Here is a 17,258-nt window from a genome sequence, read left to right as displayed (position 1 = left end):
GGTTATGGCGGAGGGGAAACACCCGGTTACATTCCGAACCCGGAAGTTAAGCCCTCCAGCGCCGATGGTACTGCACCGGGGACGGTGTGGGAGAGTAGGACACCGCCGGACAATCTTTGAATACCGAGGGCCCCGACCATGATGGTCGGGGCCTTCGACGTTTCACGGGTCAGTTCTTGATGCCCGGCCGCTGCGGCCGGGCTTTCGGCGTTCCCCGGCATTGACCGGGAGGCCTGGTCCTGGCTGCCGGCGTTCGGCGTTTCAGGGGTTGGATGGTGAAGCCTGGGCAGTGTGGCCGGGCTTGCGACGTTACGTAGCACTGGCTTGGAAGCCCGGCTGAGCCGACATGCAATATTTCACGGGGTTGGATGGTGAAGCCCGGCCAGTGCGGCCGGGCTTTCTGCGTTTCTAGCCCCACCTGGCGCTGAGGAACGAGATCGACGGAGGTGGTCGGTGCTGGACAGGTCGATTTGGGTGGCTAGGGTGTGTGGCCATGTGCCTTGGCGAGTGGAGGACAACTGCTGAAGCCGGGCTAATGCGGCCGGGGGTTCGAGGTTTCACGGGGTTGGTTTCTTGAGCCCGGCCATTGCGGTCGGGCTTTCTGCGTTTCTGGCCACTTCTCATGCTGCGGACAAGCGACGGCATCGGCGGGATGGTCGGTGCCGAGCGGTTCGAATTCGGTGGCGAGGCTGGACAGAGTGCCGGGTCGTGTGCTCCGGCAAGTGGGCGGGAGACTACTAAGTCTGGCCGGTGCGACCGGGATTTCACAATTTCAGGGTGGGTCCGTATCACCTGAAAGATCTGTCTGGCTGCCCCAAATGGGCCGCCCTGATGGACAGGGTTCGACATTCACTAGGGAAACGCCCGGCCGTGACAGCCGGGCGTTCTGCGTTCTGGCCGCATCTCACGCCGCAGGCAGACGACGAGATCGGCGGGGTGCCGAGTAGGTCGACTTCGGTGGTGAGGCAGGCCAGTGTGCGCGGTCATATGTTGCGGCGGGTGGAGTAGGACTCTGAAGCCCAGCTGCTACGGCGGGGTTGCGGGCGCCCGGCTGCTGCTCCAGCTGTGCACCTTGGGAAACTGCGCGGGTTCCAGCACTCGACGACTGGGCTTTCGTGTCGTCAGGAGGCAGCTGCGGCTGGCCGACGATCCGCAGATCTCCGGGTTCTTCTATGACCAGTTGCAGCCGCCGGTGATCTTCAGGAGCGTTTCGATGCTCGGCGACATCCGCCGAGCCCTTGTGCTGCTCCAGAGACAAGCGCCGTGATCCGATCGTGGCAGCCAGTCCAGGCGCTCTTCTGGGTGGTTTGTCACTGACCGTTGGAGCTGGGTCGTGCGAGGCCCGGCCACCTGACCATGTTGCGCGTGCTTGGGAGCAACGACCACGATGGCGCATGCCTCGTAGTGGCCACGCTGGCGCATCCTCTGCCTGACTTCAGGTGGGGTTGTGGGATTACCTGTGAAGTGGGCGTTGAGCTCTAGGTTTTGCCATCAGCTCTAAGCCCCTATGGCGGGCTTCTGGTGTACCGGTCCTTCGTCAGTCGTCCACGTTGGGAACGGTCCCTTGGTCATCCCGAGATGCGGACCCTGATCGATTCGCTGATCAGCTCATGGCAAGGTGCAGCAGGTAGTTCGCGGCGGTTCTTGCGCCGTCCATCCGAATCCTTCCGGCCAGGTCGGCGACGTTGCTGGCGATGTCGGGCCACAGGGCCTCGCTCAGGGCGACCGTCAACGACTCCGAGGTGGGGATGCCGGTTGGGTGGGCGATGCCAATGCCGAGGCGCTGGATCTGCTGGGCCCAGTAGAACTGGTCGTACACCTGCGGGACGATCACCTGCGGCGTACCGGCGCGGGCGGCGGTCGTGGTCGTGCCGGCGCCGCCGTGGTGGACGACTGCGGCTACTCGGGGGAATAGCGCTTGCTGGTTGATCTCGTCGATCGACAGGACGTCAGGGCCGGGCTCGCTGGGCAGGAGGTCGGCCCAGCCTCGGGAGAGGATGGCTCGGCGTCCGGTCGCGCGGGCCGCTTCGAGCATCGCCTCGGCCAGGCCCTGTGGGGTGCGGATGCTGCCGAAGCCGAAGTACACCGGGGGCTCGCCGGCGTCGAGGAAGGTCAGCACGGCTTCCGGCAGCGGACGGTGGTCCGGCAGGATCCACGCTCCGGTCTCGATGACGCCGCTTCCGGGCTCGGGCCACGGGGCGAGGGTCGGGTCGGCGGCCAGGAGCGGGTGGTCGGTGAAGATGTGGCCGCGTACATCGGAGACGGGGGTCAGGCCCAGCGTCGTGCGGTGGTGGTTGAGGGCGGCGCCGAAGTTGGTGGTGAAGCGGGCGGCGTCGTCCGCCCAGAGGGTGGCGTTGTCTCCGGTGGTGGGCGGGCGGCCGGGCGCGGGGACCGGGGAGTGGTGGACGGAGGGCAGGACGTTCGGGCTGAAGGCCGTGAAGGCGTACGGGATCTTGAGGACCTCGGCGACCGAGCGGGCGGCCACCTGGATGGCTGTGGCGGCCACCATGAGGTCGCAGTCCTTGGCCGCGGTCATGACGGTCTCGAACTGGGCCGTCACGGAGGCCTCCGCCAGGCGGCGGAGCATCTCGGGTGTGGGCGGGGTCATGGTCGCCGACGGGGTGGCTGCGGTGAGGGCGCGGAGTTCGGGGCCGATCGGGGTGACCGGCATGCCGAGGCTCTCGATCCAGCCGCGGAAGTCCGGCGGGACGCACAGGTGGACGTCCTGGCCGAGCGCCCGCAGTTCCGTGGCGAGCGCCACCAGCGGCTGGACGTCGCCGCGTGACCCGATGGTGGACAGCAGCACGCGCATAGGTGTTTCCCCCTGAAGTGGTGTTCGGAGCCCTGATTTTGGGGGGTCACCGGGGTCTTGCCGCAAGCCCGGGGGTCCGCTATAGCTTGAGAATGGGGGGAGTGACAGGTCTCCCGCCCCTTCGCCCTGGATGTCCGCCGGGCATTCCCCGCATATGTGGTGTTCCGGTGGGCACGGGTAGTTCTCATGATCCTGCGCTCTTCGCCCGACTGATGTGAATGGTCACGCTCCGTGGCCGCCGCCCGATGTCCAGCGAATTGATTCGACGCCGGAATAATCTGTTTAGCGAATGCCGCATTTCCGCCACAATGGTGTCCAACGACAGTCCGGTTATCCGACCTTCCAGCAGGCGGATGCTCGCCGGGTTACCCTTGAATGGCTGGTCGGTAAACGAATCTACGGTGCAGGTGCGCAAGTCACGGGGCTACTGACGAACCGCGACAAAGAGAATCCCATGTGTGGGCGTGTCGAGTCGCCGCAAGAGAATGGTCGGTTAGCGTCCCTTGTGTCGGGACAAACCCGGAAAGGACGAAGCCGATGGGGGCAGTGCGCAAGGTAGCCACATACCTTGGCCTGGGCGGAGCCGAGCAATATTCGGATGAGCCCTATGGGGAAGAGGAATACGACGATGACTGGATGCCGGCCTCCGAAAGGGCCGCCAAACGCTGGCAGTCGGCGGGTGAGCCGTCGCGAATTGTGATGGTTCGTCCGAGGAAGTATGACGACGCGCTCACCGTGGGCCGTCACTTCCGCGAGGGCCACACGATCGTGATGGACGTCGCGACGATGTCGACCCTGGAGGCGACCAGAATGGTCGACTTCGCGGCCGGTCTCGCGTACGGCTGTGAGGGTCGCATTGAGCGGATCGCCGACAAGGTCTTCCTGCTCACGCCGTCGAACGTCGAGGTGACCACCGCTTAACGGTCACCGCGGCGACGGGTGGAGAGGCGACGCCGAGGCCTCTCACCACCCGACCCCGCGCCGGCCCTCCGCCGGCCGCACACGTACGACCCGTCCGACACTCAGGGGATGTTCCGACCAGCCCCAACCGACCACCGACCCGGCCCGCGAAGGGATTCCGCAGGCCGGGTCCGCCATTTCCCGGATAAATCGGGACCACCCTCTCCTTGAGTCGGCACATCCTGACCGATGTTGCCGAGCAGGCAATTCCTTGTACGCCTTCCTCCAGGCACATGGCCCATATCGCGCCAAAGCCGAACTTCTACGGGCAGTCTTTGTCGCGATATCGGAACAGCTACCCGGCATATTGCCTCAGCGGGCCAACGCCGACACATGGACTCAGCGCCGCGTCGTCGGCAGATATGTGACGTGCGGCTAGGCATCGATAATCGGCCTCCACGCTCGGGCACCCGACCGTTGCCGCTACATCATCAGTCCTGTTAACTGATGACTAGCTATAACATCCACAATCCGATTTGTCGCTCAATGATCAGCGCGAACGGACACTAACGCCCACGTGGAGCAGGCGGCCCTTTCGCAACACCCATTTGCCCCGTCGACCTCCGCACAGGTGGCCACCCCATCACGCTCGACCTCGGCGAATGTCGTCACGGCCTGGCTCGACCTCGGCTCGGGTCGTGACGCTTCGCTCGACCTCGGCCGCGTTCCCACGCACCTCACGCTCGACTTCGGCTCGGGTCGTCACGCTTCGCTCGACCGCGACCGCGACCGCGACCTCGACCGCGACCGCGTCGCCACGCCCCTCGCGCTCGACTTCGGCCAAATGTCGTCACACCCTGCCCGGCCTCGGTCCGGATTGTCATGCTCCGCTTGGCCTCGGTGCGGGTCGCCACGCCCTCGCGCTTGACCAAGGCCAAATGTCGTCACGCTTCGCATAACCTCGGCGGGGTCGTCACGCCCCGCTCGGTCTCGGTCCGGGGTGCGGCGTCCCTCGCGCTCGACTTCGGCCACACGCTCCGCTCGGCCTCGGCCCGGCTCGTAACGCTCCGCTCGGTCTCGGCCCGGCTCGTAACGCTCCGCTCGGCCTCGTGGTGGGTCGTCACGCCCCGCTTGGCCTTGGTCCGGGGTGCAGCGCTCTCGCGCTTGACCACGGCCAAGTGCTGTCACGCTTCGCTTAACCTCGGCGGGGTCGTCACACCCCGCTCGGTCTCGGTTCGGGTTGCCACATCCTCGCGCTCGACTTCGGCCTGATGTCGTCATGCCCCGCTCAGCCTCGGCCCGGGCCGCGACGCCCTCGCGCTCGACCCAGGCAGATGTCCCCCCGCTCTGCACTCGAGTGCAGCTCCAGCCGCTGGACCGGATGCGGGCCATCGCTCGCCACCCTCAGACCTGTGGCACAAGGCAGGACAGCAGATCGGTGACTGGGCGCGACACCCGGACCGCTGTCCGGGCTTTGGCGCGACGCCTGCTCCACGCGCTCTGAAGGGCTCCACGTCAGGTAAGCGACGTAGGTGGTCCTCACCGCGCGACCTGCTAGCCGGCGCGTGGTCCGCGCTTCAGCAGGCGGCCGATCTCGGCCACGTCGGCCACTGCCTGGTCTCGGCGGCTCTTGGCCTCGCGGGCGTACTCGTGCAGCGCCCACACCGCCGACGACGCCAGTTCGTGGAGTTCGGCCAGTTGCGCGTTCACCAGTGCCAGGTCGGCCTTCTCGCGCTGCCGGAACCGCCACAGCAGCCACGCGCCCAGAGCTCCCAGGCCCACCCCGACGACAGCGAGGATCATCAAGAGCACGAAGCCCAGGGTGAAGACCACCAGGCCGCTCACCGCCGCCAGGTAGCCGGGCATCGGGGAGGGGCGCTTCGGGATGTAGCCCGCCATGATGCGGCGTTCGGCGTCGGACATCGCCTCGGGGTCGGGGCCGTCGGGGCGCAGGGTGATCGGGTGGCCGAGGATCGGCAGGACGAGGGTCTCGGGCTGTTCGGTGTCGGTGCGGTCGGCCAGGTGGGCGGCGGCGGTGCTGATCGCCGGGGCGGCCACGTGGAGGGCGAGGGCCGCGAGGTAGGGGTCGGCGCCGGGCTTGAGGTCGTCGAGGAGGTGGCCGTGGAGAGAGCTCAGCGGGCCTTCGGGCTCGGGGGCGCCGGTGAGCGAGGCCAGGACCGCCATCGGCTCGGTGTCGGGCCAGACCGCGCGGCCCTGCGGTAGCGAGCCCGAGGGGGGCGGTACGGAGGTGATCTCCTCACAACGGTGGCGCAACCGGGCCAGGCGGGCGGCGGCCTGCACGGGGCCGCCCAGGGCCGGGATCTGGGCCAGGTCGGGGAAGTCGTTGAGCGACGGCGGGACGACCAAGCCCGGCTCGGCGGGCACGAGGGCCTTCAGCCACACGTCGTCTTCGTGGGTCACGTCGACCGCGTCGAGCTTGCGCAGGACGAAAATCTTCCCGGCCGGGCCGTAGGCCCCCCGGGCGGCGGCGAGCCACAGGGCGCGCTGGCCCTCGGTGACCGGGTGTTCCGAGGACAGGTCGCCGAAGGCGGTGCCGAGCCACGACGCGTGGATGCGGTCGCCGTGGCCGCAGACGGCTAAGGACAGGCACAGGAACAGCGCCGTCTTCGCGCCGTCGAGCTGGGCCGCCTCGGACAGCGGCTCCATCGCGTCGTCGCCGGCGAGGATGCGGACGAGCGCCCGCACCGCCGGGGAGAGCCAGTAGCCCGGGACCTCGATGGACCCGGGCGGCAGCGGCGGTGCGGTGCCGTCGGCGGCCAGGTGGACCAGCAGCGCCTCGGCGTAGCGGTGCAGCTCTGTGGTGTCGGCGTGACCGGACGATCCCGGCCGGGCTGATACATCCATGCTCACGCGCTGACTCCCCCAGGGCAGGCGGACGTCTGCTTTGCGTTCCGCAGACGCTCCCTTGACCGCGCCCACACTAGACGCCCGTGACCTGTTCGTGTCTTCAGGCGCGCCGATCTGTGGACATCACATCCGCTCGGGCGCGGTTATCCCCAGGAGGTCGAGGCCCTGGAGCAGCACCCGCAGGGTCAGCACGGACAGCGCCAGCCGAGACTGGCGCTCCTCCTCCGAGGCGGCCTTCAGGACCGGGCAGTTCTCGTAGAAGGTGGTGAACGCGCTGGCCAGGTCGAACAGGTAGGCGCACAGGCGGTGGGGCTCGTTGCGCGCGCCGACCTCGGTGACGATCGGGCCGAAGCCGAGCAGCTGCAGGGCCAGGGCGCGCTCGGCCGGGTGGGTGATGACGACCGGGCCGTAGGAACCGGCCGGGTCGTAGTCGCCGCCGCGGAAGATGGAGCGGATGCGGGTGGTGGCGTACTGGAGGTACGGACCCGTGTTGCCGGTCAGGGCCAGCATGCGGTCGAAGTCGAAGACGTATTCGCTGTCGTGGCTGACCGACAGGTCGGCGTACTTGACCGCGCCCATGCCGACCATGTGGGCGATCTCGCCGCGGGTGGCCTCGTCGAGGCCGGGGCGGTCGGCGAGCACGGCGGCGGCCCGCGTCTCGGCCTCGTCGAGCAGTTCGAGCAGCTTGATGGACTTGCCGGCCCTGGTCTTGAACATCTTGCCGTCGCTGCCGAGCACGCTGCCGATCTGGACGTGTTCGGCCGACACATGGTCGGGCAGCCAGCCGGCGAGCTTGGCCGAGGCGAACAGCATCTGCATGTGGAGGGCCTGGGTGGCGCCGATGACATAGAGGATGCGGTCGGCCTTCAGGTCCTGCACCCGGTAGCGCATGGTGGCCATGTCGGTCGTCGCGTAGCCGTACCCGCCGTCGGATTTTCTGATCATGAACGGGAGCGGCTGGCTCTCGCGCCCGGTGAAGCCGGGCGGGAAGACGCACAGCGCGCCGTCGCTGATCTCGGCGATGCCGCGCTCCTGCAGCTCGTCGCAGACCTGGGCGAGGGCGTGGTTGTACATGCTCTCGCCGGCGATGTCGTCGTCGGTCAGGGTGACGCCGAGCTGGGTGTAGACCTTGTTGAAGTAGCGGACCGTGGCGTCCATGAAGATGCGCCACAGGCGCATCGTCTCGGGGTCTTCGGCCTGGAGGGTGACCACGCGGGCGCGGGCCCTGCGGTTGAACTCGGGGTCGCTGTCGAACTTGGCGCGGGCGGCCTGGTAGTAGTCGTTGCCGTTGCCGGCCTCGAGCTGCGCGACCGCGGCCTCCTCGCCGATGTCGAGGAGGTGCTCGATGAGCATGCCGAACGGGGTTCCCCAGTCGCCCAGGTGATTCTGCCTGACGACGCGGTTGCCGAGATGTTCCTGTACGCGGACCAGCGCGTCGCCCACCACGGTGGTGCGCAGGTGACCGACGTGCATCTCCTTGGCGGCGTTGGGCGCGGAGTAGTCGACCACGACCGTCTTGGCCGGGAGCTCCCTGGGCACGCCGAGCCGGTCGTCGGTGAGCAGGGCGCCGGCCTCGGCGGCGATCCAGGAGTCGTGGAAGCGCAGGTTGAGGAACCCGGGGCCGCTCACCTCGACGGTGCCGGGCAGGTCGATGTTGGCGGCGATCTCCTGGGCCACATCCCGTGGCGCGCGTCGGAGTCGCTTGGCCAGGCTCATCGCGACGTTCGCCTGGTAGTCGGCGAACTGGGAGGGCCTGATCAGCGGATCCTCGGCGGCGTATTCCTGGCCGAACGCGAGGGCCAGCGCCTGCTGGACACGCTCGGCGAGCACGAGTTGCGGGTCGGTCATACACCAAGCCTAGCGACGCGAAACCCCCGCCGTCGCCAGGGTTAACGCCGGTCGGAGAACCACAACCGGTGGGAGCGGGGGATGGCCGCGATGCGTTCGCCGACCTTGCCCACGACCCCTTCCGCGGCCAGCCTGGCGGCCAGTTCGCACGCCGCCGCGACGCCCTTGGCGCGCGAGGAACCGTGGGCGATCACGACGCAGCCGTTGAGGCCGAGCAGGACCGCTCCACCATGGGCTTCCGGGTCGAGGCGTTCGTAGAGCCCGCGCAGGCGGGGGCGCTGGAGCAGGCCGCCGATCCTGGCGACGGCGCTGCCGTCGACGGCCTGCCGGAGCTGGCCGAAGGCGTAGCGGACGCTGCCTTCCATGGTTTTCAGCGCCACGTTGCCGGTGAAGCCGTCGGCGACGATGACCTCGACGCGGCCCGACAGCAGGTCGTGGCCCTCGACGTTGCCGGCGAAGCTGATGCCGGGGGCGGTCTCCAGCAGTTCGTGGGCGCGTTTGACGACCTTGTTGCCCTTCTCGGCCTCGGCGCCGATGGTCAGCAGGCCGACGCGCGGGTTGTCGTGGCCGAGGGCGGTGGCGACGTAGGCGACGCCGAGGTGGGCGAACTGGACCAGCATCTCGGGCTTGGCGTCGGCGTTGGCGCCCGCGTCGAGCAGGATCGTCGGGCGGGGGACCGTCGGCAGGGCGACCGCGATGGCGGGGCGGAGCACGCCCGGCTGGGTCTTCAGGCGCAGTTTGGCGGTGGCGACCACGCCGCCCGTCGAGCCCGCCGAGACGACCGCGCTCGCGTCGCCCTTCCTGACGAGGTGGCAGGCGATGGCGATGCTGGAGCGGGGGCGGCGGAGGCTGGCGAGGGCGCCCTCGTCCATCGAGATCGCCTCTTCGGCGCGGACGATGGGGATCTCCGACGCGGCGCCGTGGCGGGTCAGGATCTCGTGGAGCACGCGGGGCTGGCCGACCAGCACGACCGGGACGCCGAGCTCCCTGACGGCCTGGACGGCCCCCGCGACGATCTGTTCTGGCGCGTGGTCGCCGCCCATGGCGTCGAGCGCGACCGGCGACGATACGGCCACAGCGCCATCCAATCGATCCGGGAATCTCAGTGAATGGTAGGGGGACCCGGTTGGTGCGCCGTCCGTCGGCTCGCGGCTAGCCGCGCAGATTCGGGTCCCAGACCTTCCGGGACACGATGACCTTGGAGAACGCCGCGTTCCCGGTGATCCGGATGACCGGGCCGTCGTCCCTGTCGCCGCCCGAGACGATCCGTTTGGCGAAGACGGCGCTGCCGTCGTCGATGACGTTGGCGTTGTCGGGCACCCGGATGATCACCTTGCTGAACGCGGCGCTGATGTCGACGGTGATCTCGCGGCCCGGGAGCACGGCCTGGTGCAGGTCGATGATCAGTGCGCCGAAGCGGGCCTGGAGGCGCAGGTGGCGGCCGGGCACCCAGCGGCCGTTCTTGATGACCTTGCTGAAGGCGGCGGTGATGTTCCGGCGGCCGACGTCGGCGGGGGCGCTGCCGGTGACCGTCGAGGGGAGGTCCTTGGTGATCGGGACCAGTTCGCCCATGGTGACCGCACTGTAGGTCGCTTCCAGGCGGTTGGCGTGTTCTGCCGTGGTGAGACGGCCGGTCGCCAGGCCCTCGGCGATGACCGCCGCGACCCGGTCGCGGTCGGCGTCGGATGCGCGCTGACCTGGGTCTTCTATCGTCACGACGTCCAGACTACCCCGATTCGAGATATGTCGCGAGAGGTCAAGATCTCTGACTTCGGCCTTTACCAAATCGTGGATTCGGCTGTCGGGACGGCCCGATACCGGTATAGAGGTCCCCAGACGCCTGACAGGCCTCCTTGGTTTACACGAGATCGGAATTTCTACCGAGAAGGGAAGGCCGAGTGATCATTAATGAGGGCACCCGCGGCTTTCGGGCATACACCACGAAGCATCTCGACGACCTGCTGCGCGACCGGGCCGGATTCGGCGACGAGGCGCGGCTCCGCGCCCGCGCGGTGGCGACGGTGCTGCCGTTCCGCACGAACGCCTACGTCGTCGACGAGCTGATCGACTGGTCCGCGGTTCCCGACGATCCGATCTACCGGCTCGTCTTTCCTCAGGAGGACATGCTGCCCGAAGCGGACGTGTCCCGTCTGGCGAACCTCCTGAGGGCCGAGGCCCCGCTCAAGGAGCTCACCGCCGCCGCGAACGAGGTGCGGATGGGCCTCAACCCCCATCCAGCCGGGCAGCTCGACCTGAACGTGCCGAAGATCGGCGACGAGCCGGTGCCGGGGATGCAGCACAAGTACCCCGAGACCGTGCTGTTCTTCCCCAAGCAGGGGCAGACGTGCCACGCCTACTGCACCTACTGCTTCCGCTGGGCCCAGTTCATCGGCGAGCCCGACCTGAAGTTCGCCTCCGGCGACGTCGACGCCCTCGTCGGCTACATCCGCCGCCACCCCGAGGTCACCTCGGTCCTGTTCACCGGCGGCGACCCCATGATCATGGGGGAGCCGGTGCTGCGCCGCTACGTCGAGCCGCTGCTCGACCTCCCGCAGATCGACTCGATCCGCATCGGCACCAAGTCGCTGGCCTACTGGCCCGGCCGGTTCGTCACCGACCCGGACGCCGACGACACCCTCAAGCTGTTCGAGCAGGTCGTGAGGTCGGGCAAGAACCTCGCCTTCATGGCGCACTTCTCCCATCCCCGGGAGCTCGAACCGCAGGCGGTCGGCTCGGCCGTGCGGCGCATCCTGGACACCGGCGCGACGGTCCGGACCCAGGCGCCCCTCATCCGCACGATCAACGACGACGCCGCGACCTGGGCCCACATGTGGCGCCGGCAGAACTCGATGGGCATGGTGCCCTATTACATGTTCGTCGAGCGGGACACCGGTCCGCAGGACTACTTCGCGGTGCCGCTCGCCGAGGCGTACGAGACCTTCCGGGACGCCTATGCCCAGGTCTCCGGTCTCTGCCGGACGGTCAGGGGGCCCTCGATGTCGGCCACCCCCGGCAAGGTCTGCGTCGACGGCGTGACCGAGATCAACGGGCGGCGCGTGTTCGTGCTGCACTTCATCCAGGCCCGCGACCCCGGCCTGGTCGGGCGTCCCTTCTTCGCCCGGTACGACCCCGAGGCGGTCTGGCTCACCGATCTGCGTCCGGCGTTCGCCGACCGTTTCCCCTTCGAGCCGCAGGCCCCCCTCGCGGCCTGACCCCATCCCAAGGGACGGAAAACAATTCCTCCCGGCCCGGGCGCCGCGTTTACCGTGCCTTTCTCCCGGGCCGGATGTGAATTCGCAGCATGTGCCGCCAAGTCGGGCACCCTCCAGCCCGCCGGCGTTGTGACTCCCGGTCACCGGGCCGTTTCTCGTGGTGATAGAAATTCGGCCTAGCCAATCGGCCGGCGCGAACCCGCGCCGGTTACGCGGGGGTTCTCGGTTCCCGTTCCCTGACCTGGGACGGGACTCAGGAGGCATTTACATGAAGCGAATGATCAAGGCAGCCATCGTCGTCGCGACCTTCGGTGTCGCAGCGATGTTCGCCGCGCCCGCCCAGGCCGCGAGCGACCCGATCTCCGACCTGCTCGACACGCTGCCGATCGGCGGACAGCTCACCGGCCTCGCGGGCGCCGTCCCCGGTGTCGCGCCCGCGGCGCCCGCCGCCCCGGCCGCCCCGGCCGCGAGCTGGAGCGAGCGCGTGCAGGTCGTCCCCATGACCGCCACGCCCAACGACGTCTCGGGCGAGCTCAAGCCGGCGCTGTCGGCCGTCACCGGCGCGACCGGCGAGATCACCGGCACCGCCGACCAGCTCAGCGGCGCCGCCAAGAACCTGACCGGTTCGGCCACCCAGGTCGGCCTGGCCGCCCAGGGCCTGTCGAACGCCGTCAACAACATCGTCGCCGGTACGCGCAGGTAGTTCCCCACGGACACGTTGGCGTGGCCAAGTCAACGTTTCCGCTCATCTGACACGGAAAACGGCCGGTGCCCTGATCGGGCACCGGCCGTTTTTCAGTTGTTGGAGGCCCAGGGACGCACCGAGGTGCGCCGGGCGATCTGTGCCTGCAATCTGGCCATCTGCCAGTGCAGTTCGATGAGCTGCTCGGTGAGCAGGGCAGGGGAAAGCTCAGAAGGGTCTTCGTCGGCCAGATGATCGATGGCCGTCACCAGCTCACTCATCCCGCCCTCCCATGGCATCGGCGTTCCTTAGATCGAATCCCCGTTCGAATCATAGTGGAACACCGGGCGCAGCGGCATCAGCTTTCGTACACGGGTGCGACGAATCCGCGCGCGAGGGTGTGGGCGGTGATGTTGAAGCCGATCACGGCCGGGTTGGCGTCGGGGTCGACGCCGAGCTTGTCCACGTCGAGGGCGTGGACGGCGAACAGGTAGCGGTGCGGCCAGCCGGGAGGCGGGGCGGCGCCGCCGTACTCCTTGGTGCCGTAGTCGTTCCTGGCGTGGCTCGCGCCCTCGGGCAGCCCGGCGAAGCCGGGGCCGTTGCCGGCGCCCTCGGGGAGCTCGGTGACCGAGGCCGGGATGTCGAACAGGAGCCAGTGCCAGAAGCCGCTGCCGGTGGGGGCGTCGGGGTCGAAACAGGTGACCGCGTAGCTCAGCGTGCCCTCGGGGGCGCCCGACCAGGACAGGGCCGGGGAGACGTTCTCGCCGGAGAAGCCCCAGTCGTTGAAGACGTGGCGGGTCGACATGGTCTGGCCGTCGGACAGCCCGGAGGTCTCGACGGTCAGCGCCGGGACCTCCGGCAGGTGGTCGTAGGGAATCGGTGGTGGCGTCGGCATGGCCGCTCTCCGCTCGGGATGGGTCGTGATCTTCCTATCGGCCCATCCTCTACCACTCACGCCTTGTTGTAGGCGCTGATCACCTCGGCCGGGTCGCCGTCCATCTTGATCTTGCCCTTGTGGAGCCAGATGACCCGGTTGCAGGTCTCCTCGATGACGTCGAGGTTGTGGGCGACCAGGAAGACGGTGCCGGCCGACTCGCGCATCTGCATGATGCGCTTCTGGGAGCGCTTGCGGAACTCGCGGTCGCCGGTGGCCAGCGCCTCGTCGATCAGCAGCACGTCGTGGACCTTGGCCGACGCGATGGCGAACCGGAGCCGGGCGCCCATGCCGGACGAGTAGGTGGACATGGGGAACTGGACGAACTCCCCGATGCCCGAAAAGTCGACGATCTCGTCGTACTTGGCGCGGACCTCGGCGGGGGTCATGCCCATCGCGTAGCACCCGAGGGTGATGTTGCGCTCGCCGGTGAGCTCCTTCATCAGGGCGGCGTTCACGCCCAGGAGCGAGGGCTGGCCGTCGGTGTAGACGGCGCCCGAGGCCGGCGGGAGCAGGCCCGCGATGGCGCGCAGCAGGGTCGACTTGCCCGAGCCGTTGCGGCCGATGATGCCGATCGCGTCGCCGTGGCGGGCCACGAACGAGACACCCTTCACGGCGTGGACCTCGCGCATCTGGGGGCGGCCCTGACGCCGCAGCAGCCGCAGCAGGGCCGTGGCGGCGTTGCCCTTCTCCTCCTCGGAGGCGGCGCCCCAGACCTTGTAGATGATGTTGAGGTCGTCGACGATGACGGTCGGGGTGCCGGTGGCGGACGACTTGGTGCGTGCCTCCTGCTCTTCGGCGGTCAACGGCCACACCCTTTCCATCGCCATCGGCTTCGCCTCAGCCACGTCCGTACCTCTCCTCGGCGCGCCAGAAGTACCAGAATCCGATGACAAGGGCGAACACGGCCCAGAATATGGCAGTGGTCCAGGCCCATTGCGGTGCGGGGTGGTCATAGATCAGCAGGTCGCGCATGAGTTCGATGTACGCGGCGGCCGGGTTGAGCTCCATGATGTACTGCACGAACGCCAGGGACTCCGGCAGGTCGGCGACCCGGTCGGGGATGCTGAAGAAGACGCCGGAGGCGTAGAGCCAGGTCCGCATGATGAACGGGAGCAACTGGTTCATGTCGCGGGCGAAGGCGCCCACGCGGGCCATGAACAGGCTCGCCCCGATGTTGAAGGTGAGCTGGAGCAGCAGCGCGATCGGGATGAACAGCCACATGGTGGTGACCGGCTCGCCGGTGAGGATGACGATCCCGATGAGGACCAGCATCGACCACATGAGCTGCTGGAGTTCCTGCACCGCGTAGGCCAGCGGCAGCGCGGCCCGGGGGAAGTGGAGCGCCCGGATCAGCGACAGGTTGTTCGAGATCGACTTGGCGCCGCCGCTCACCGTCCGCTGGGTGAAGGTGAAGATGAAGACGCCGGTGATCAGGAAGGCCGTGTAGTTGCCGATGTCCTTCTTCTGATCGAGGATCACGCCGAACATCAGGTAGTAGACGCCCGCGTTCAGAAGCGGGGTCAGGAGCTGCCAGAGCTGGCCCAGCATCGACTGGCTGTATTTGGAGACGTTGCGTGACGTCGCGTACTTGAGCACGAAATGCCGACGGGCCCAGAGCTGACCGACGTAGTAGGGCAGGCTCGGGCGGGCGATCGCGCGACGGAGACCGTGGCGTTTGGCGAGCGCGGCCAGCGATTCCGTCGCTGCGCCGCCCTGCGCGTCCGCGACGGCGGAATCCGGCTGGCTCATGGCAAGGACTCTATTGGATGCAGATGAACGAGGCGCCTGCGATGGTCATGCGTAGGCTCCTCGCGAGGTCGGGTGAGGCCGCCGGCGGCGGGCTGCCACGGCTTGGTCAAAGGTAGCCCACCAGGTCCTGATATGGGGACAACGCCACGTTCAGTCCCGCAAAGGCCGTACCGTGGCACCACCAGCGTCGAGACATGTGTACCTTTATGGGGTCTTTAAACCAGGTTGAGAGGTTTGCGGCGACCTTCTTGGTATGCGTGTGACGCCCGACTGACGCACGTGTGACCGAACTGCAACGCAGCAGAGACAACACTGCGGTGTGTGGTGAGGGATGCTCGCGGACGACTGGCAGGGCGTCAGCTCGTTTGACCGTGTCTGCAAATCCGGGGTCCCCACAAGGGACAGCGGGGGTGCCGACCTGGTCATATCGCAGCTCAGCGCCAACGCCCATCCTTTGAGGGAGGATCTACTCACTATGCGCGTACTCAAGGGCGCACAGATCATCGCCGGCACGGCCGTGCTGGCGCTCGCCGTGGCCGCCTGTGGCGGCGGCGGCGAGGCCACCGACCCTGCCACGGGTGGCGCTGGTGCCGCCGCGGCACCGGTCACCGTTGAGATCGCAGAGCCGCAGCACGAGCTCGTCCCCGGCAACACCGCGGAGACCAGCGGCGCGGAAGTGCTCAACGCCCTGTTCATCGGCCTGGTGAACTACGACGCGGACAAGAAGCCGATCAACCAGATCGCCGAGTCCATCACGTCGGAAGACCAGACCAACTGGACGATCAAGCTCAAGGACGGCTACAAGTTCCACGACGGCACCCCCGTCGACGCCCAGAGCTTCGTGGACTCCTGGAACTACACCGCCAACGGCGCCAACGCGTACGAGGCCAACTACTTCATGGGTTCGATCGCCGGCTACGCCGAGATGAACCCGGCCGACCCTGACGGCGACGGCCCGCAGGCGGCCCCCGCGGCCACCGCGACCACTCTCTCCGGTCTGAAGGTCGTCGACCCGCTGACCTTCACGGTCCAGCTGGCCAACCCCTTCTCGGGCTTCCCGACGATGCTGGGTTACACCGCCTTCTACCCGATGCCCAAGGCCGCCTTCGGCCCCGACGGCAAGGTCACCGCCGCCTACGGCGAGTCGCCCATCGGCAACGGCCCCTTCAAGATGGCCAAGCCCTGGAAGCGCGGCGTCGACACCACCATCTCGATGGTGCGCAACGACGACTACGCCGAGGCCAAGGCCAAGATCGAGGCCGTCGACTTCAAGATCTACACCGACCTGAACACCGCGTACCGCGACCTGCAGGCCGGCAACCTCGACATCATGGACCAGCTCCCCGCCGAGGTCATCGCCTCCGCGAAGGCCGAGCTGGGCGACCGCTACATCGAGCAGCCCTCCTCGGGCATCGGCTACCTCGGCTTCCCGACGAAGGTCGGCGCCGACTACGCCAAGAAGGCCGAGCTGCGCAAGGCCATCTCGATGGCCATCGACCGCAAGACCATCACCGAGCAGGTCTTCTCCGGCACCCGTGTGCCGGCCGACGACTTCATCTCCCCCGTCGTCGCCGGTTACCGTCAGGGCGCCTGCGGCGAGGCCTGCACCTACGACCCGGTGAAGGCCAAGGAGCTGTGGGACTCCAACGGCGGCGCCTCCGCCGGCGCGATCGAGCTGGGCTACAACGCCGACGGTGGCCACAAGGAGTGGATCGAGGCCGTCGCGAACAACCTCCGCACCAACCTCGGCGCCACCGTCGAGCCGAAGCCGGTCGAGAAGTTCGCCACCATCCTCGACGACCTGGGTGACGACAAGTGGAAGGGCCTCTTCCGGATGGCCTGGATCATGGACTACCCGTCGCCCGAGAACTACCTCAAGCCGATCTTCGCGGCGAGCGCCAGCTCCAACTACTCGGGCTTCAACAACAAGGAGTTCGAAGAGCTGATCAAGAAGGGTGACTCGGCTCCCACGGTCGAGGAGGGCATCGCCGCCTACCAGGCCGCCGACGACATCCTGCTGAAGGAACTGCCCTACATCCCGGTGTACTTCTACCAGACGAACGCAGCCATCTCGCCTCACGTCAAGAACGTCAAGATCGACCCGTTCGAGCGCATCGAGCTCGTCAACGTCGAGAAGGCCTAAGACGGCATCCAACCCGGGCGGCCCGACCCCTTGAGCCGCCCGGGATGGACCCTCACTCTTGGGGCAGCCCGATTGGTTGCAGTGGGGCTGCCCTTCGTCATGATCGG

The 17,258-nt window shown here is 68.0% G+C and carries 14 protein-coding genes and 1 rRNA gene; 5 read left to right on the top strand and 10 right to left on the bottom strand.

Annotation, left to right across the window (positions count from 1 at the left end; genetic code table 11):
- A 5S ribosomal RNA gene (rrf, locus tag AW270_RS30725) occupies nucleotides 1–111 on the top strand; the annotation flags it as partial.
- A 1,492-nt stretch (nucleotides 112–1,603) separates the two neighbouring features.
- Here the strand turns inward: rrf and AW270_RS30715 are convergent.
- Nucleotides 1,604–2,812, bottom strand: coding sequence for a glycosyltransferase (locus tag AW270_RS30715; protein ID WP_061299611.1), 1,209 nt, complete (start codon nucleotides 2,810–2,812; stop codon nucleotides 1,604–1,606).
- A 537-nt stretch (nucleotides 2,813–3,349) separates the two neighbouring features.
- On the opposite strand from AW270_RS30715, the gene AW270_RS30710 reads away from it, so the two are divergent.
- Nucleotides 3,350–3,733, top strand: a complete 384-nt coding sequence (locus tag AW270_RS30710) for a cell division protein SepF (RefSeq protein WP_061299610.1) — start codon at nucleotides 3,350–3,352, stop codon at nucleotides 3,731–3,733.
- A 622-nt stretch (nucleotides 3,734–4,355) separates the two neighbouring features.
- Here AW270_RS30710 and AW270_RS30705 read toward each other — a convergent pair.
- The 5 genes from AW270_RS30705 to AW270_RS30680 form a co-directional block, all read right to left on the bottom strand.
- Nucleotides 4,356–4,556, bottom strand: coding sequence for a hypothetical protein (locus AW270_RS30705; RefSeq protein ID WP_061299609.1), 201 nt, complete (start codon nucleotides 4,554–4,556; stop codon nucleotides 4,356–4,358).
- Between the two features lie 710 nt (nucleotides 4,557–5,266).
- Nucleotides 5,267–6,577: a hypothetical protein gene (locus AW270_RS30695; RefSeq protein WP_245674932.1), complete on the bottom strand. Its 1,311-nt coding sequence runs from the start codon at nucleotides 6,575–6,577 to the stop codon at nucleotides 5,267–5,269.
- A 126-nt stretch (nucleotides 6,578–6,703) separates the two neighbouring features.
- Nucleotides 6,704–8,428, bottom strand: a complete 1,725-nt coding sequence (gene argS / locus AW270_RS30690) for an arginine--tRNA ligase (protein WP_061299607.1) — start codon at nucleotides 8,426–8,428, stop codon at nucleotides 6,704–6,706.
- Nucleotides 8,429–8,469: 41 nt separating this feature from the next.
- Nucleotides 8,470–9,504 (bottom strand): phosphate acyltransferase PlsX, encoded by a 1,035-nt coding sequence (gene plsX / locus AW270_RS30685; RefSeq protein WP_082801942.1) that lies wholly within the window; start codon nucleotides 9,502–9,504, stop codon nucleotides 8,470–8,472.
- A gap of 76 nt (nucleotides 9,505–9,580) precedes the next feature.
- The gene (locus AW270_RS30680; RefSeq protein ID WP_245674931.1) at nucleotides 9,581–10,144 is read right to left on the bottom strand and encodes a DUF1707 SHOCT-like domain-containing protein; all 564 of its coding nucleotides are present in this window, start codon (nucleotides 10,142–10,144) and stop codon (nucleotides 9,581–9,583) included.
- A 182-nt stretch (nucleotides 10,145–10,326) separates the two neighbouring features.
- On the opposite strand from AW270_RS30680, the gene AW270_RS30675 reads away from it, so the two are divergent.
- A complete protein-coding gene (locus AW270_RS30675) occupies nucleotides 10,327–11,640 on the top strand; it encodes a KamA family radical SAM protein (protein ID WP_061299606.1) in 1,314 nt (437 codons plus the stop codon).
- Between the two features lie 268 nt (nucleotides 11,641–11,908).
- A complete protein-coding gene (locus AW270_RS30670) occupies nucleotides 11,909–12,343 on the top strand; it encodes a hypothetical protein (RefSeq protein ID WP_157522849.1) in 435 nt (144 codons plus the stop codon).
- Between the two features lie 92 nt (nucleotides 12,344–12,435).
- Here the strand turns inward: AW270_RS30670 and AW270_RS30665 are convergent, their stop codons facing one another.
- From AW270_RS30665 to AW270_RS30650, 4 genes are all read right to left on the bottom strand, one after another.
- A complete protein-coding gene (locus tag AW270_RS30665) occupies nucleotides 12,436–12,603 on the bottom strand; it encodes a hypothetical protein (protein ID WP_245674930.1) in 168 nt (55 codons plus the stop codon).
- A gap of 77 nt (nucleotides 12,604–12,680) precedes the next feature.
- Nucleotides 12,681–13,217: a YbhB/YbcL family Raf kinase inhibitor-like protein gene (locus AW270_RS30660; protein WP_061299603.1), complete on the bottom strand. Its 537-nt coding sequence runs from the start codon at nucleotides 13,215–13,217 to the stop codon at nucleotides 12,681–12,683.
- 56 nt (nucleotides 13,218–13,273) lie between these two features.
- Nucleotides 13,274–14,080 carry an ABC transporter ATP-binding protein gene (locus AW270_RS30655; RefSeq protein ID WP_082801947.1) on the bottom strand — a complete coding sequence of 269 codons (807 nt, stop codon included), beginning with the start codon at nucleotides 14,078–14,080 and terminating at the stop codon, nucleotides 13,274–13,276.
- Nucleotides 14,081–14,096: 16 nt separating this feature from the next.
- Nucleotides 14,097–15,008: an ABC transporter permease gene (locus AW270_RS30650; RefSeq protein ID WP_061299602.1), complete on the bottom strand. Its 912-nt coding sequence runs from the start codon at nucleotides 15,006–15,008 to the stop codon at nucleotides 14,097–14,099.
- 475 nt (nucleotides 15,009–15,483) lie between these two features.
- Between AW270_RS30650 and AW270_RS30645 the strand changes: the two genes are divergently transcribed.
- Nucleotides 15,484–17,151: a peptide ABC transporter substrate-binding protein gene (locus tag AW270_RS30645; protein ID WP_061299601.1), complete on the top strand. Its 1,668-nt coding sequence runs from the start codon at nucleotides 15,484–15,486 to the stop codon at nucleotides 17,149–17,151.
- Nucleotides 17,152–17,258: the final 107 nt, after the last annotated feature.

The sequence above is a fragment of the Herbidospora cretacea genome (assembly GCF_001570605.1).
GTDB classification, from domain to species: Bacteria; Actinomycetota; Actinomycetes; order Streptosporangiales; family Streptosporangiaceae; genus Herbidospora; species Herbidospora cretacea.
Note: the sequence above shows the minus strand (reverse complement) of the source record. Positions and strands in the feature narration are given on the sequence as shown.

Bases quoted from the DNA above. Each gene is read 5' to 3' on its own strand.
- AW270_RS30695 (WP_245674932.1), bottom strand. From the start codon at position 6,577: ATGGATGTATCAGCCCGGCCGGGATCGTCCGGTCACGCCGACACCACA.
- AW270_RS30710 (WP_061299610.1), top strand. From the start codon at position 3,350: ATGGGGGCAGTGCGCAAGGTAGCCACATACCTTGGCCTGGGCGGAGCC.
- AW270_RS30655 (WP_082801947.1), bottom strand. From the start codon at position 14,080: ATGGAAAGGGTGTGGCCGTTGACCGCCGAAGAGCAGGAGGCACGCACC.
- AW270_RS30665 (WP_245674930.1), bottom strand. From the start codon at position 12,603: ATGAGTGAGCTGGTGACGGCCATCGATCATCTGGCCGACGAAGACCCT.
- AW270_RS30645 (WP_061299601.1), top strand. From the start codon at position 15,484: ATGCGCGTACTCAAGGGCGCACAGATCATCGCCGGCACGGCCGTGCTG.
- AW270_RS30660 (WP_061299603.1), bottom strand. From the start codon at position 13,217: ATGCCGACGCCACCACCGATTCCCTACGACCACCTGCCGGAGGTCCCG.
- AW270_RS30715 (WP_061299611.1), bottom strand. From the start codon at position 2,812: ATGCGCGTGCTGCTGTCCACCATCGGGTCACGCGGCGACGTCCAGCCG.
- AW270_RS30670 (WP_157522849.1), top strand. From the start codon at position 11,909: ATGAAGCGAATGATCAAGGCAGCCATCGTCGTCGCGACCTTCGGTGTC.
- argS (WP_061299607.1), bottom strand. From the start codon at position 8,428: ATGACCGACCCGCAACTCGTGCTCGCCGAGCGTGTCCAGCAGGCGCTG.
- AW270_RS30650 (WP_061299602.1), bottom strand. From the start codon at position 15,008: ATGAGCCAGCCGGATTCCGCCGTCGCGGACGCGCAGGGCGGCGCAGCG.